This window comes from Streptomyces sp. NPDC046759 (assembly GCF_040645475.1).
In the GTDB taxonomy this organism is placed as follows: domain Bacteria; phylum Actinomycetota; class Actinomycetes; order Streptomycetales; family Streptomycetaceae; genus Streptomyces.
Map to the genome: position 1 here is coordinate 63766 of NZ_JBEYYJ010000003.1, position 16084 is coordinate 79849.

The 16084-nt window shown below is 74.5% G+C and carries 2 protein-coding genes; both read right to left on the bottom strand.

From position 1 onward, the window contains the following. Positions 1-21 precede the first annotated feature (21 nt). Positions 22-13731 carry an SDR family NAD(P)-dependent oxidoreductase gene (locus ABZ919_RS05085; RefSeq protein ID WP_361242972.1) on the bottom strand — a complete coding sequence of 4570 codons (13710 nt, stop codon included), beginning with the start codon at positions 13729-13731 and terminating at the stop codon, positions 22-24. Positions 13732-13884: 153 nt separating this feature from the next. Further along, positions 13885-15612: a fatty acyl-AMP ligase gene (locus ABZ919_RS05090; protein ID WP_361242974.1), complete on the bottom strand. Its 1728-nt coding sequence runs from the start codon at positions 15610-15612 to the stop codon at positions 13885-13887. Positions 15613-16084: the final 472 nt, after the last annotated feature.

The following is a 16084-nucleotide window of genomic DNA, read 5'->3' on the forward strand; positions in this document are numbered from 1 at the left end:
CACCTGCTGCTGCGGACGTCCTCACTGCTGCTCCCAGGACCGGAACGCCCTCAGGTGGTCCGGTGTGACCACGGCCTCCAGGCGCTCGTCGTCCTGGTCACCGCCGCCGATCGCGGCCACCAGTCGCCGCGCCGGTACGTTGCGCTCCGTGCGCTCCGCCGTCAGCCGGACCTTCGTGCAGCCCAGTTCCTCGGCACGGTCGGCCAGCCACTGCACCAGGCGTTCCTCGACCCCTCGGCCGAGCGCCCGGCAGCTCATCAGCCAGCCCAGGACATCCAGTTGATCGCCCTCAGCACAGAGCGCGAGGAGCGCGATCTGGCCGTAGTCGCCGAACCGGTCCCGGGCCGCCGCCGTCCACACCTCACCCCGCTCCCGCCACCGGCGCACGTCGCCGCCGTCGGCCGACCGGGAGTGGAGCGTGAACTGGTTGGTGCGACGCACGAGTTGTTCGGCCCGCTGCACGTCGGCCTCGGACAGCGCCCGGATGTCGACCTCCAGCTCCAGCCGCGCGAGGAACTTCTCGAACCCGTCGGCTTCACGGACGGCCTCCCGCTCCCGCTCCTGCGCGTAGAACCGGGCCCGCAGCCCGTCCTCCGCGGTCGCCGCGAGGGGGACCAGCGGCCACAACCTGCCCAGAAATTCCTCCAGTTGGTCCGCGGACGGGCAGGTCACCGACAGCACCTGCGGCAGCGCGGAGCGCGCCTTGGCGATCTCGGCGGGGTTGTCGTCCAGGAACAGGAAGCTGTCCAGGCCGACGTTGAGCGTGCGTGCGGCCTCGGCCAGGCGGCCCGGCTTCGGTCCCCAGGCGGCCGACAGGACGCTGAAGTGCTCCGCCTTCAGCAGGCTGTCCGGGCGGTCCAGGACGGCGCGGACCGTGGCCTCGTCGTTGTTGCTGACGAGCGCCAGCAGCACGCCCGCCTCGCGCCACTGCAGCAGCCTGCGCGCGAGGAGGGCGCGCGGGCCGGTCAGGTCGACGGCCTCTGGGCCGACCTCGCCGGCGACCCCGCCCCACAGGGTCTCGTCGCCGTCCACCGCGATCACCTTGGGCGCGGGGCGCAGCACCGCACGTACGAGCTCGGCGATCCGCAGTGCCACGGCCGCCTGGAAGGGCGGGGTGAAGGGCAGGTGGGCCAGCCGCTCGGTCCGCTCGTCGAAGCGTTCCCCGACGGGATGGGGCCGCGTCCAGTCGTCGGGGCCGAGCACCGCGATGCCGGGCAGGCCGGCCAGGTCGGCGGCGACCTCGCGCTCCCACTGCGTCAGCCGGTCCTCCTGACGGGCGGCGGGCAGGAAACCGACGATCAGCGGCTTGCGGGTGCGTTCCGCCAGGGCCTTCAGCGCGGCTGGGTAGGCGGTGCGCAGCTCGGTGAGAAGTGCGTCGTCGACCGGGCCGAAGCGCTCCAGGTCCACCGCCCGCAGCAGCACCGCACCCACCGCCGTCGAGGGGTCGGCGAAGACGCCCGAGGGGTCCTGGAGGCTCGCGAGCACGTGATGGTACGGCGCCTCGGTGATCGCCGGTCCGCCGTCCCCGGCCCCGTTCTCGACGGCCGCCTCGCACATCAGCGGGAGGTTGCCGAGGGCGAAGGTGGCGGCGAGGGCCATGGACCGGCGCGGTGCGGACCCCGTACCGGCGGGAGCCCGGGTGCCGGCGCGCGCCGGCACCGCCGGGTCCTCAGCCGTCTCCGCGAGCAACCGCAGCAACTCCTCCCCCAGCTCGGCGGTGGTCGCGGCGTCCAGGATGTCCAGGCTGTGGTCGAGCCGGATGCGTGCCGCGTCCGGGGTCATGGTGATCATCAGGTCGAGGTCGGAGTAGCCGGTGCCGGCCGGCAGCACCTCCAGCCGGGTGAGGTGGCGCGAGGACCGTACGTAGTTGAAGTAGACCTCGACGAGCGGTGCGTTCTCCCGGTGCAGGCCCTGCCGGGCCAGGGTGGCCAGGACGTCGGAGAAGACGGCGCCCTTCGCCAGGACCCGCTGCAGGCGCGCGTCGGTGCGGCGCAGCACCTCGGCCACCTGTTCGCCCACGCGGGCCTCGGCGGGGAACGGCACCGGCACGCCGAAGAAGCCCACCGCGTCGTACGCGTCGGCGTGGATGCGGGCGTCCACGGGCACGGCGAGCACGAACCGCTCGCGTTGCCGCTTCCTGGCCAGCAGCACCGTCAGGGTGCCGAGGCAGAAGGCGGCGGGAGTGACGGCCAGCCTGCTCGCGGCCGCCGCGACCCGTTCCATCAGCCCGTCGGGAATCGTCACGGTCACGCTGCCGGCCCGGTACGACCGGGTCGCCGGGCGCGGCCGGGCCAGCTCCAGATCGAGACGTTCGCTGCCGTGGAAGTGCTCGCGCCACTCGGCGCCCGCCCCCTTACCGCCCTGCTGGGCCTCGATGAGCAGGGCGATGTCGCGGTTGGTGACGGCGTCGTCGAGGGGGGTGCCGGACAGTTCCGCGTCGATCTCGCCGGCCACGAGCAGCAGCGACTGCAGGTCGCTGACCGCGTGGTGGGCGCCGAACACCAGGATCTGGCCGTGTGCACCGCCGTCCACCAGCTCGAACCGCCACAGTGGTGTCGTCGCCAGGTCGAACGGCGGCTCCAGCAGGGTGCGCAGGCGCTCGGCGGCGTCGAGTGGACCTTCGACGGCCGTGCAGCGCAGCACCGGCTCCGCCGGTTCCCGGTCCACGCGCAGCTGCCGGAGGCCTTCCTCCCCGGTGACGATGGCGGTGCGCAGGGCCGCGTGTCGCGCGACGAGTCGGGTGAGGATGCCGGTGAGCGTCTCCGGGGTGGTCGGCGCGGTCAGCCGTACGGCGAGACCGATGCCGTGTGCCGCGTCCGGCATGCCGGGCTGGGCGCTGCGCAGCAGCCGTACGACGTCGCGCGTCGCGGGCCGCAGTTCGGTCTCCGGGACTTCTCCCGCGAGGTCGCCGGAGTGCTGCTGCGCGACGGCGCCCCGCTCCGGAAGGCACTCGGCCAGCGCCTGGGCGAGGGCACGGACGCCGGATGCCGCGAACACGTCCGCGGCCGGGAGCTCCACGCCCAGATCGCGGACGAAGGCGTTGCGCAACCGCACCAGCATCAGGGAGTCCAGGCCCAGTTCCTTCAGGGCCGTGGTCGCCGACGCATCGACCGTTCCTCCGGAGACCTCGCCGACCCGGGCCCGGACGTACACCTCCAGCCAGGTGGCGCGGTCCTGGTCGGTCGTCGCCGCGAACACCTTTTTGACGAGGTCGTCCGGGGCGGCCGTGCCCGTCGGGACGGTGACCAGGTCGCCCAGGATCGGGCGGGTGCGCACGGCGTCGGGGGCGAGCGTCAGCATCTCCCGGTCCAGGGCCATCGGCGCGAGCTGGCGGCGGGCGGTGGCCAGGACCCGCTCGAACAGCTCACCTCCCTCCTGCGGCGAGAAGCCGACCAAGCCCGAGCGGCTTTCGGCGGCCCGGGTGCCGGACCCGGCGACCATGCCGACACCGGCCCAGGCACCCCAGTCCAGGCTCAGCGCCCGGCGGTCGGAGCGGGAAAGGTGGTGTGCCCAGGCGTCGAGGAAGGCGTTCGCCGCCGAGTACGGGCTCTGCCCGGCCGACCCGAGGAGCCCGGCCGCGGAGGCGAACAGGACCAGGTTCCGGGCCTCCGGGATCAGCTCGGTGAGGAGAGTTGTGCCCAGGACCTTCGGGGCGAGGACGCGCAGGACGCGTTCGTCGGTCAGGTTCGCCAGCGTGGCGTCGTCGAGCACACCGGCCGCGTGCACGACCGTGGCGATCGGGCCACAGACGTGCCGTACGGCGTCCAGGGCGGCCGTGAGACTCTCCCGGTCGGCGACGTCGGCGCGGGCCAGGTGCACGGTGACGCCCCGCTCTTCGAGACCCGTGATCCAGTTCCTGGCCTCCGCGTCGGGCGTGCCCCGGCTCATGAGGGCCAGCCGGCGGGCCCCGCGCCGGACCAGCCGCTCGGCGACGACGCGACCGAGGCCGCCCAGACCACCGGTGATCAGGTGCACACCATCCACGGAGGTCTCTCCGTGACCGCCGTCGTCCGGGCGGGTGTGGGCCAGGCGCGGCACCAGGCGGCCGGTGCCGCGCAGCGCGACGAGCCGTTCGTCGTCGGCGTGCCTGAGCTGGGTCCACAGGGCGTCGACGCCGTCGGTGGGCGGCAGGTCGATCAGCGTGGTCGACAGCTCCGGGTGCTCCTGCGCCACCGCGAGCCCGAAGCCCCAGGCGAGCGCCTGCTGCGGGTTGGTCACCCCGGTGCTGTCACCGGCGGCCTGGCTGCCGCGTACGACCACGGACAGGCGCGGAGCCCGGCCCTGCGGACGGCCGGCGAGGGCGCGCACCAGGTGCAGGGTGCTCAGGCAGCACAGCCGCGCCGCCTGCTCGGCCGATCCGGCGTCGCCGATCGCCGGGGCGTCGAGGGCGGTCAGCTGGACCACCTGCTCGGGCTGCCCGCCCGCGAAGGCCTCCTCCAGCAGCCGGGCCAGGTGGTCGGGGTCGGCCGGATCGAGGACGTAGCGTCCCGGTCCCTCGACGGCGAAGGCGTTGCCCCTGCGGGCGACGACGTGCGGCACCGAGGAGCCGAACCGCTCGCCGAGCGCGTCCGCCACCCCGGTGTCGTCGCCCAGGATCAGCCAGCTACCCTTCACCGGCGGTTCCTGCGCCACCGGGCGCGGGTGCCAGCGGGTCTCGAAGAGGGCGCCGCCCAGCGGCGAGAGCGCGGCCATCCGGAACTCCTCCGCCTCCAGGACCAGTTGCCCCTCCTCGTCCCAGATCCTGAGGTCCAGGGTGGCGGTGTCGCCGGACACGGAGCGCAGTTCGCAGCCGGCCCAGGCAGGCGTGGTGCGCAGGCCGGTGAACCGCAGCCGTCCCACCCCGGCGGGCACGAACGCCCGGCCCTCGGGCGCGTCCCCGGGCAGGGCGGCCGTGTGGAACGCGGCGTCGAGGACCGCAGGGTGCAGCAGATGACCCGCGGCGGGCCGGGCGCCCAGTCGGCCCAGGGCCGCCGAGTGGCCGCGGCGGCCCTGCTCCAGGCCCCGGAAGGCGGGGCCGTAGTCGATGCCGAGGGCGGTCAGCCCGGCGTACACCGCCGGCAGGTCCACGTCCTGCGTGCACTGCTCACGCACGGCGGCGAGCGGCACGTCGTCGAGCCGCACGTCGTCGAGCCGCACGTCGGCCGGGGGCCGCTTGCCGGACACCGCGATGCGTCCGCCGGCATGACGCTCCCACCGTGGGCTCCGCTCACCGGCGGCGGCGGAGGCGACGGTGAAGGACCTGAAGCCGTCCCGGGCGGGCCGCAGCACCAGCTGCACCCGTACGGGCCGTTCGGGCTCCATCCGCAACGGCTGCACGAACTCGATCTCGCTCAGCTGGACTTGGCGACCGTCCTGCACCGCGGTGGCGGCCTCCAGCACCATGTCGAGGAAGGCGGCTCCAGGCAGCCAGACCTCGTTGTCCACCCGGTGGTCGTTCAGATAGGCGAAGCGGCTTTCCCGCAGGTCGATGTCGCTCTGGAAGAGGTGCCGGTCGGGCTCGTCGCTGGACTGGACGTGCGTGCCGAGGAGCGGTGAGGAGCCCGTGGCGGTGGCCGAGGCGGGCGTGAGCCAGTGGCGTTCGCGGGCGAAGGCGTACGTGGGCAGATCGACGCGACGGCCATGAGGGAACAGCGCCGGCCAGTCGGGGGTGTGCCCCGCGGCGTACAACTCGCCGACCCCGCGGAGCAGGGCGTCGGGTCCGTCCTGCTGGCGGCGCAGCGAGCCGACGCCGGCCACCTCGATCCCGGCCTCGGCCGCCACCGCCTCGATGGAGGACAGCAGCGACGGGTGCGGGCTGAGCTCGACGAAGTAGCGGTAGCCGTCGTCCAGCATCCGCCGGACGGTGTCGGCGAAACGGACGGGCTGCCTGAGGTTGGCGTACCAGTAGTCGGCGTCCAGCGTGTCGCCGGGGACGGGTTCGGCCAGCACCGTCGAGTACAGCGGGGTCGACGCCTGTGCGCCCCGGATACCGGAAAAGCGGTCGAGCAACTCTGTGCGCACGGATTCCATCAGCGGGGTGTGCGAGGCGAACGGCGTCGACAGCCGTCGTACGGTGATCCCCCGCTCTTCGAGGTGGCGGCGCAGCTCGGCCAGCGCGTCGGCGGCGCCGGAGACGGCCGTGGAGCCTGCGCTGTTGACCGCGGCGACGAACAGCCGGTCCGCGTCGGGGGCGAGTAGTTCCTCGACCTGCGCCCGCGGCAGCTCCACCGCGACCATGCCGCCCTGCCCGACCAGCGGGACGACGGCCTGGGCCCGACCGGTCACCACGGCCACGGCGTCGTCCAGGCCGAGGGCACCCACGCTGTACGCGGCGGCGATCTCGCCCAGGCTGTGCCCGACCACGGCGTCCGGGGCCACTCCGAGCTGCCGCCATGCGGCCGCCAGCGCCGCGTTGACGGCGAACAGCACCGGTTGCAGGCACTCGGTCCGGTGGAGCGGGGAGAACTCCTCAGGCGCCCGCAGCGCATTGAGCACCGACCATCCGACGTGCCGCTGCACCGCCTCGTCGATCCGGGCCAGCTCCTCGCGGAACGCCTCCGAACCGGCCAGCAACTCCATGCCCATTCCAGGCCGTTGGCCACCGTGGCCGGCGAAGACGAAGGCCACCTTGCCCGTCTCCTCCTCGCGCGGCGTGGCCGCCTGCGCCCGTCCGCTGCACACCGCGTCGAGCACGGCGCGCAGTTCGTCCACGTCGCCCGCCGTGACGGCCGCCCGCCAGGCGAAGTGGCTGCGGTGCCGGGCCAGGGTGTAGGCGGCGTCCGGCAGCGCGGTGTCCCCGGTCAGGTGCCGGGCCAGCCGTGCGGCCTGCCCCCGCAGCGCGGCCTCGCTCCGCCCGGACAGAACGAACAGCCGCTTGCCGGAGGGGAGTACACCTGCGGGCTCCGACGCGGACGGCGGAGCCTCCTCGACGATCACATGGGCGTTGGTCCCGCTGATCCCGAAGGCGCTGACGCCGGCCCGCCGGACGCGCTCCCCCGCCGCCGGCCAGGGCACGGCCTCCTGCAACAGGTGCAGACCGCTGCCGTACCACTCGACGTGTCGGCTGGGTGTGCCGGCGTGCAGCGTGGCCGGCAGCATCTGGTGGCGCAGCGACTGCACCACCTTGATCAGTCCGGCGATGCCCGAGGCGGCCTGCGTGTGCCCGAGGTTGGACTTGAGCGAGCCCAGGTACAGTGGGCGGTGCCGGGGGCGGGAGTCACCGAAGACCTGCGCCAGGGCGTTCGCCTCGATCGGGTCGCCCAGCGTCGTGCCCGTGCCGTGCGCCTCCACGTAGTCGATGTCGGCGGGTTCGAGGCCGGACAGCTCCAGGGCCCGCCGGACCACCTGTTCCTGCGCCGGGCCGTTGGGCGCGGACAAGCCCTGGCTGCGACCGTCCTGGTTGACGGACGTGCCGCGCAGCACCGCCAGCACCTCGTCGCCGTCCCGCCGCGCGTCGCTCAGCCGCTTCAGTACGAGCATGCCGGCACCCTCGGCCCAGACGGCGCCGTCGGCACCGTCGGAGAAGGAGCGGCAGCGGCCCGTCGGGGACAGGCCCCGCAGCCGGCTGAACTCCACGAAGGTCTGCGGGGTCACCATGAGCGTCACACCGCCGGCCAGCGCCAGGTCGCACTCGCCCGAGCGCAGCGCCTGTGCCGCCAGGTGCACCGCGACGAGCGACGACGAGCACGCCGTGTCCACCGTCAGCGCCGGGCCGTGCAGCCCGAGCGTGTACGCCAGCCGGCCCGAGGCCACGCTGAGCGCCGACCCGGTGCCGACGTACCCGTCCAGCTGGTCGAGCCGGGAGCCCGACAGGTAGTCGCTGCCGAACATGCCGACGTACACGCCGGCGGTGCTGCCCGCCAGTTCGGCGGGCACGATCCCGGCGCGCTCCAGCGCCTCCCACGCGGTCTCCAGCAGCAGCCGCTGCTGCGGGTCCATGGCGGCGGCCTCCTTCGGGGTGATGCCGAAGAAGCCCGCGTCGAAGGACTCGATGTCGTCCAGGAAGCCGCCCTCCCGGGCGTACGACTTGCCCGGCGCCTCCGGGTCGGGGTCGTACAGCGACTCGACGTCCCAGCGCCCGGACGGGAACGGGCCGATGGCGTCGCGGCCCTCGGCGACCAGCCGCCACAGCTCCTCCGGGTCGCCCACACCGCCCGGCAGGCGGCAGGCCATGGCCACCAGGGCGACCGGCTCGTCGTGCGCCGCGGTGCGGGTGTGCGGCGCGGCGGCGGGGCGGCGGGCGGTGGAGCCGCTCGTCGCGATCGCTGTGGTCAGCAGGTGCTCGGCGAGGCGGGCCGGGGTGGGGTGGTCGAACAGCAGGGTGGCCGGGAGGCGGGTGCCGAGGCGGGCACCGATGCGGTTGCGGAGCTCCACCGCCGTCACCGAGTCCATGCCGAGGTCGCGCAGCGGCTGGTCGGGGCGGACGGACTCCGCCGAGCGCAGACCGAGGGCGCGGGAGGCCTCCTCGCGGACCAGGGCCAGGACGCGGTCGGCGCGCTCGGCCTCCGGCAGCCGGGCCAGCCGGTCCGCCAGGCGGTCCGCGCCGTCCTGCCCGATGCGGGGCGCGGGAAGCAAGGAGCGCCACAGCGCGGCCGCGCTGCCGCCCACGCCGGCCGTGGTCTCGCGCAGGCGGGACAGGTCAAGCGCCCAGGCGACCAGGTGCGGGGCGCCCCGGCGCAGGGCGAGTTCGACGAGGTCGCGGCCCTGTTCCGGGGTGAGGGCGCGGTGGCCGAGGCGGGCCATCCGCTCCAGGTCGGCGTGTTCGGCGGCGAGACCCTCGCCCGCCCAGGCGCCGAAGGAGACCGACACTGCGGGCAGCCCCGAGGCGCGCCGGTGGTGGGCGAGTTGGTCGAGGAAGGCGTTGGCGGCGGCGTAGTTGGCCTGGCCCGGGTTGCCGACGACACCGGCGGCGGAGGAGACCAGCAGGAACAGGTCGAGCTGCGCGTCTGCGGTGAGCCGGTGCAGGTGGGCGGCGCCGTCGGCCTTGGGGCGCAGCACCCGCGCGAGGCGTTCGGGGGTCAGCTCGGCGACCACCCCGTCGTCCAGGACGCCGGCGCAGTGCACGACGCCGCGGAGTTCGCCGGCGACGGGACCGACGATGTCGGCCAAGGCCGCAGCATCGGTGACGTCGCACGCCGCCACCTCGACCTCGGCGCCGAGCGCTGTCAGTTCCGCGGTGACCTCGGCCGTGCGCGGGTCGTCGGTTCCGCGCCGGGACGTCAGCAGCAGGCGGGGCACGCCCCGTTCGGCGAGGAGCCGGGCGATGTGGCGTCCGACGGCGCCGAGGCCTCCGGTGATCAGTACGGTGCCGTCCACGGGTGTCCGTGCTCGGTCCGTGTCCGCGGCGCGGGCACGCACCAGCCGGGGCACGAGCAAGGTGCCCGTGCGCCCGGCGAGTTCGGGCTCGTCCCGGTGAGCGACGGCGGCGAGCAGGGCTGCCGCGGGATCGGTGTCCACGAGGTCGAGCAGCGTCAGACCGAGGTCCGGATGCTCGGCACGGGCGCTGCGGACCAGCCCCCACAGCACCGACTGGACGAAGCCCGGCACGGTGTCCCGGTCGTCGGCCGCGACCGCGCCGCGGGTCACCCAGATGGTCCGGGTGGGTGCCTTTTCCTGTGCGGCGAGTGTCTGCAGTTCGGCCAGCGCGGCTTCCGCCAGCTCCCGTGCGGCAGACGCCGTTTCCGCGTCCCCGGCCGGTCGTGGCCAGAACCGTACGAGCACGTCGCCACCCGTGTCGCGGCACTGGATCCTCCCGGCTTCGAGGCCGCGCAGGGCCGCGGTGACGTCCGGGTCGGACGGGTCGCCGACGACGGTCCAGTCACCGGTCGGTGCCTCGGCGGGCGGTTCGGGCGCGGCCGTCCAGGCCACCTCGTACAGGTGCCGCCCGTTGCCGGAACCGCCGGCGAGATCCGCCGGGCTCGCGGCCCGCAGCCGTACCCCCTCCAGCCGGCCCGCGGGGAAGCCGTCGGCGTCCCACAGCGTCACGTCCAGCGTGAGATCCGTTTCGGTGGCGCCGGTGCGCCGCACGAGCACGGTGAGGTCGTCGGCGCCGCCGTGCGACAGCGCAACGCGGCGCACCGCGACCGGAAGGAGCGCCCGGCCGTCGGGGGCGGCGCCTCCTTCGAGGGCCGCGGCCACGTGCAGCGCTGCGTCCAGCAGCGCCGGGTGGACCGGGTAGGGGGCGGCCAGGTCATGGGCCACGGACGGCAGCGACAGCCGGGCCAGCAGCTCGCCGGCGCCGGTCACCGCCGCCTCCCGTACGCCCTGGAAGGCCGGACCGTAACCGAGGCCGAGCCCGGTCAGCCGCTCGTAGGTCTCCGTGCTCCAGGCGGGCTCCGCCGCCTGAGGCCACACCGGCGGCGGCCCGGCCACCGGGGTCGCCCCGGCCGCCGAGGCGGTGGCGTGCAGGGTCCAGCCGGTGGCCTCCTGGCGGCGCGGGCGGCTGTGTACGGTCACCTCCGGTGCCGGGCCGGCGGTGACCACCTCCACGGACACCTCCACCGTGCCGGAGGCGGGCAGCACGAGGGGGGCGAGCAGCAGCAGGTCGCTCACGTCGGCCGGGTCGTCCGGGCGGGCCACGGCGAGGGCGGCCCGGCACAGCTCCAGCAGGGTCGTGCCGGACACCACGGTCCGGCCGAACACGGTGTGGTCGGACAGCCAGTCGGCGGTGGCCGGGGACCACTCGTTGCGGAAGGTCCAGCGGGTCTCGTCGGCCGACTGCAACTGGACGCCGAGCAACGGGTGCGCGGCGCGGTCGAACAGGCTCGTGCCGCCCGAAGCGGGCACGGGCTCGATCCAGTGGCGCCGGGTGTCCCAGGCATAGGTCGGCAGGTCCGCCCAGGTGGTGTCGGCGACCAGGCGCCGCCAGTCCGTCCGCGCTCCGTGGACGTGCAGTTCGGCGGCGGCGCGGTCCAGGCAGGCGGGCCCGTCCTCGTCGCGGCGGAGGGTGCCGACGGCGACCAGCTCGTGGCCGGTGTCCTCGCCGATCGTGTGCAGGGCGGTCAGCAGGGAGGGATGCGGGCCGAGTTCGACGAAGTGGCGGTAGCCGTCGGCCGCCATGCGCTCCACCGCGGGCGCGAAGCGGACGGGTTCGCGCAGGTTGGTGTACCAGTAGTCGGCCTCCAGCTCCTCGGTGACCGGCTCGCCGGAGACGGTGGAGTACCAGACGACCGACGTGGGGTACGTGGTCACGCCGTCGAGCTCGTCGAGGATCGTCGCGCGGACCGGCTCGACCCGGGCGCTGTGGGAGGCGTAGTCGACGTCGAGGCGACGGACGAAGACCTGTTCCCGGTCGAGGTCGGCGAGCAGGCCCTCCAGCGGCTCCACGTCACCGGCGATCACGGTCGCCCGGCCACTGTTCACGGCGGCGACCGAGACCCGGCCACCGAGACCTTCGAGGCGGGTGACGACCTCGGTGTGCGGCAGGCCGACGACGGCCATGGCGCCGGTGCCGGCCAGCTCGGTCAGGGCCCGGCTGCGCAGGGCGACCACCGCGGCCGCGTCGTTGAGGCTGAGCGCGCCGGCGACGCAGGCCGCGGCCACTTCGCCCTGGCTGTGCCCGATCACGGCGTCCGGCCGGACGCCACGGGCCCGCCACACCGCGGCCAGGGACACCATCACCGCGAAGAGCACCGGCTGGACGACGTCCACACGGTCCAGGGACGGGGCTCCCGCCTCGCCGCGCAGGACCGCCGCCGCGGACCAGACGGTGAACGGTCGCAGGGCGGCGTCGCAGCGGTCGAGCTCGTCGGCGAACACGGCATCGCGTTCGAGCAGGTCACGGGCCATGCCGGCCCACTGGGCGCCCTGACCGGGGAAGACGAAGGCCACCTTGCCCGCTGGCAGCGTCCGCCGAGGGCCGGCGGTCGGGCCGGGGTCGGGCCGGCCCTCCGCAAGGGCTCGCAGCGCGGTCAGCAGTTCGTCCCGGTCGGCCGCCTGGACGACGGCGCGGTGCTCGAAGTGGGTGCGGTGGTGGGCCAGCGTCGCGGCCACGGCGGGCAGGGGCAACTCCGGCCGCGCGACGAGACGTGCGTGCAGTCGGTCGGCTTGCGCCTGGAGCGCGGGGAGCGTGCGGGCGGAGAGCGGGAAAAGCGTCGGGCCGGGCGGCTCCGCCTCCGCCCCGGCCGGTGCGACGGCGTCCTGCGGTGCCTCCTCCAGCACGACGTGCGCGTTGGTGCCGCTGATGCCGAACGCGCTCACCCCGGCCCGCCGCACGCGGTCGCCGCCGCGCGGCCACGCCCGGGCGCTGCCGTGCACGGCCAGGCCGCTGTGCGCCCAGTCGACGTGCTCCGTGAGGGTCTCGGCGTGCAGGGACGGCGGTATGAGCTCGTGCCCGAGGGCGAGCACCGTCTTGATCACGCCGCCGATGCCTGCGGCGGCCTGGGTGTGACCGATGTTGGACTTCAGCGAGCCTAGGCCGAGGGGCCGGTCGGCGGGGCGGCCCGGTCCGAAGGCGGCGGCCAGTGCGCGACCCTCGATGGGGTCGCCGAGCCGGGTGCCGGTGCCGTGCGCCTCGACGTGGTCCACGTCGTCCGGTGCGAGTCCGGCGGCGTCGAGGGCGGCGCGCAGCACCCGTTCCTGCGCCGGGCCGTTGGGGGCGCTCAGCCCCTGGCTGCGGCCGTCCTGGTTGACGGCCGAGCCCTTGACCACGGCGAGCACCCGGTCGCCGTCTCGGCGGGCGTCGGCCAGCCGCTTGAGCAGCACCACACCGCAGCCCTCGCCCCACACCACGCCGTCCGCGTCGGCCGAGAAGGGGCTGCACCGCCCGGACGGCGACAGCCCGCGCAGCCTGCTGAACTCCACATGTGCCCGCGGGGTCACCAGCAGGCTCGCGCCGCCCGCCAGCGCGAGGTCGCACTCACCCGCCGCCAGCGCGCGAGCCGCCAGGTGCAGGGCGACGAGGGAGGAGGAGCAGGCGGTGTCGACGGTGACCGCCGGGCCCTGCAGACCGAACGTGTAGGCGATGCGCCCGGAGGCCACGCTGGTCGCCGAGCCCGTGCCGACGTGCCCGTCGAGCTGGGCCAGCGAGGCGGAGGCGAGATATCCGCTGTCGTAGAGGCCGATGTAGACGCCCGTGGAGCTGCCGTGCAGCGTCTCGGGGACGATCCCGGCCCGCTCGATCGCCTCCCAGCTGGTCTGCAGCAGCAGCCGCTGCTGCGGGTCCATGGCGTCGGCCTCGCGGGGCGAGATCCCGAAGAAGGGGGCGTCGAAGCGGTCGATGCCGTCGAGGAAGCCACCGCGCAGCGTGTAGGCCTTGCCGGTGGCCTCGGGGTCGGGGTCGTAGAGGCCCTGGGTGTCCCAACGGCCCGCCGGTACCTCGGAGATGGCGTCCTGGCCGGCGGCGAGCAGCCGCCACAGCCCTTCGGGGTCGTCGGCGCCGCCGGGGAAGCGGCACGCCATGGAGACGATGGCGATGTCGTCGTCCGCCGCCCGCGGCGCGGCCTCGGCGCAGGCCGGGTCGGCCGCCGGGGCGGGCGGCCCGCCGAGGACCACGTCGGCCAGCGCGGCGATCGTGGGGTGGTCGAAGACGAGGGACGGCTCCAGTGGTCGCCCGGTCCGCGCGGAGAGTTCGGCGGCCAGCGTCACCAACTGGCGTGATCCCAGTCCGAATTCCGCGATCGGCCGGTGGAGGTCGACGGCCAGCGGGTCGAGCCCGGCGGCCTCGGCGACGGCCGACCCCAGCCAGGCCCGTACGTCCTCGGCGGTGGTCAGGGGCGTGATGGTGGACTGCTTCCGGGGCTCGTTCGCAGGCATCTGGGCAGGTGTCCTCAGCAACGGTGGTGCGGGCGGATGCCGCACGACCGCGTGCGGCTGGCATCGGGTGACGTACGGCTGAAGTCGACGGACGCGCGGCTCCGGAGGGCGGACGTGCGGCCGGCGCGGGCGAGCGCGCCGGCCGCGGCGGGGTCATCCCGTAACGGGCACGTCCACCAAGGCGAGGGTGCCGTCGAGGTAGGCCGCCCGGGAGGCGCGGCGCTGGATCTTCCCGCTGGACGTCTTCGGGATGGTGCCGGGGTGGACCAGCACCACGTCCCGCACCGACAGGCCATGGGCCTGGCCGATCGCGCTGCGCACCAGGCCGGTGATCTTCTCGGCCTCGCCGGCCGCCTCGGGCGCGACCTCGGCCACCACGACGACCTGTTCGCCCTCCGTGCCCTCGGCGTCCACGGAGAACGCCGCGGTGCAGCCGGGCCGCAGTGCCGGGTGGGACAACTCCGCGGACATCTCCAGGTCCTGCGGGTAGTGGTTGCGCCCGTCGATGACGAGGAGGTCCTTCAGGCGGCCGGTGACGAACAGTTCACCGTCATGCAGGAAGCCGAGGTCGCCCGTGCGCAGGAAGCGGCCCTCGCGGCCGGTCACGGTGGCGCGGAAGGTCTCGCGGGTGGCAAGGGTGTTGCGCCAGTAGCCCTTGGCCACGCTCGCGCCGGCGACCCATATCTCGCCGACCTCGCCCTCGGGCAGTTCCTCCTGCCGTTCAGGGTCGGCGATCACCACGGTGATCCCGGTCCCGGGCCGGCCGCAGCCCACGGCGGCCGCGTCCGCCTCGCCGGCGTGCGGGCCGGTCTCGGCGGCCTCCAGCAGGGTGGGCGGGGCGTCCACCGCACCACCGGTGACCATCAAGGTGGCCTCGGCCAGGCCGTAGCAGGGGTGGAACGCCTCATGGCGGAAGCCGGACGCGCGGAAGGTCTCGCTGAACCGTCGCAGCGTGGCCGCGCGCACCGGTTCGGCGCCGTTGAAGGCGACCTTCCACCCGCTCAGGTCGAGGCTGTCGACCAGGTCGGCGGTGGCGTGCTTCAGGCACAGCTCGTAGGCGAAGTTGGGGGCGCCGCTGGTGTGCGGCCGGTAACGGCTGATCGCGGTCAGCCAGCGATCGGGGCGCTGCAGGAAGTGCAGCGGCGAGAAGAGCGTGGCCGTGGCGCCCAGGTACAGCGTGTTCAGCACCGGGCCCATGAGGCCCATGTCGTGGTAGACGGGGAGCCAGCTGAGGATCAGTTCCCGGCCGTGCTCCGCGAGAGCGTCCGGGGTGTGCCCCATCCGCTCTGTGATGATCCGCTCGTTGTCCAGCAGGTTGCCATGGGTGACCACCACACCGCGCGGGGCGGAGGTGGAGCCGGAGGTGTACTGAAGGAAGGCCACCGAGTCGGCCGTGAGGTCGGGGGCGTGCCAGGAGCCGGCCGCGTCGTCGGGAATGTCCTCGGTGGCGATACGGGGGACCGTGTCCAGTTCCGGCAGGTGCTCGGTCCATGTGCGCAAGGCGCGGATGACTTCGCGGCCTCCGAGGATCACCTTGGCGTCGGAGTCGGTCATCAGACGCTTCATCCGGATGAGAGCGCGGTGGTTCTGCGACCGTCCCTGCGGGGGCACGCCCGGCACGGCGACCACGCCGGCGGCGAGGCAGCCCAGAAAGGCGGAGACGAACTCCAGGCCGGGCGGATGGAGCAGCAGGGCGCGCGAGCCGGCCAGGCCGCGGTCCTGAAGCCAGGCGGCGACGGCCCGGGAGCGGTGGGCCAGCTGTCCGTAGGAGATCTCCTGGGTGTCCCCGTCGCAGTCGCCGGTGAGGAGGTACCGGTAGGCGGTACGCTCGGGCTGTTGCTGGGCATGTACGGTCAGTAATTCGACCAGGGAGCGCGCCATGTGTCGAGTCCCACCTGTCCGGGTCAGCGGGTGAGGGAACTGGAGTTCGACGGCCCCGTGATGCTCACGCGCAGAAGCCGCTGACCCGGCCCCCTTGCCAGGTCATCCGTCTCGCCACTCGCCCGGCGGCGAGATGGCCACAGGTCTCCCCCGTGCCCCCCACTCAGCTTGCTACCAATGAGTAACACCATAACAAGTCCCGCTGGTCGACGGGTCGAACGCGTGTAAACGCTGCGTGTCCAAAAGAAGTTGGCTGCCCGCCGGCTCCGCCGGGCCGACTCACCCGTACACGCACCCGGCGCCCGCCCGGCAGTCGGAGCCGCCCACCGGCCGATGGATGGGCCCTGGGACGCTTCCATACCAGCGAGTCAGCCCGCCGCAAAGCCCTGCCGGCCTGACTCCATCACTCCAGACACCACCGCCCTCACACCGCAACCGGCGGCAGGCCGCCGGGCTGCGGTCCGTGGTTCCC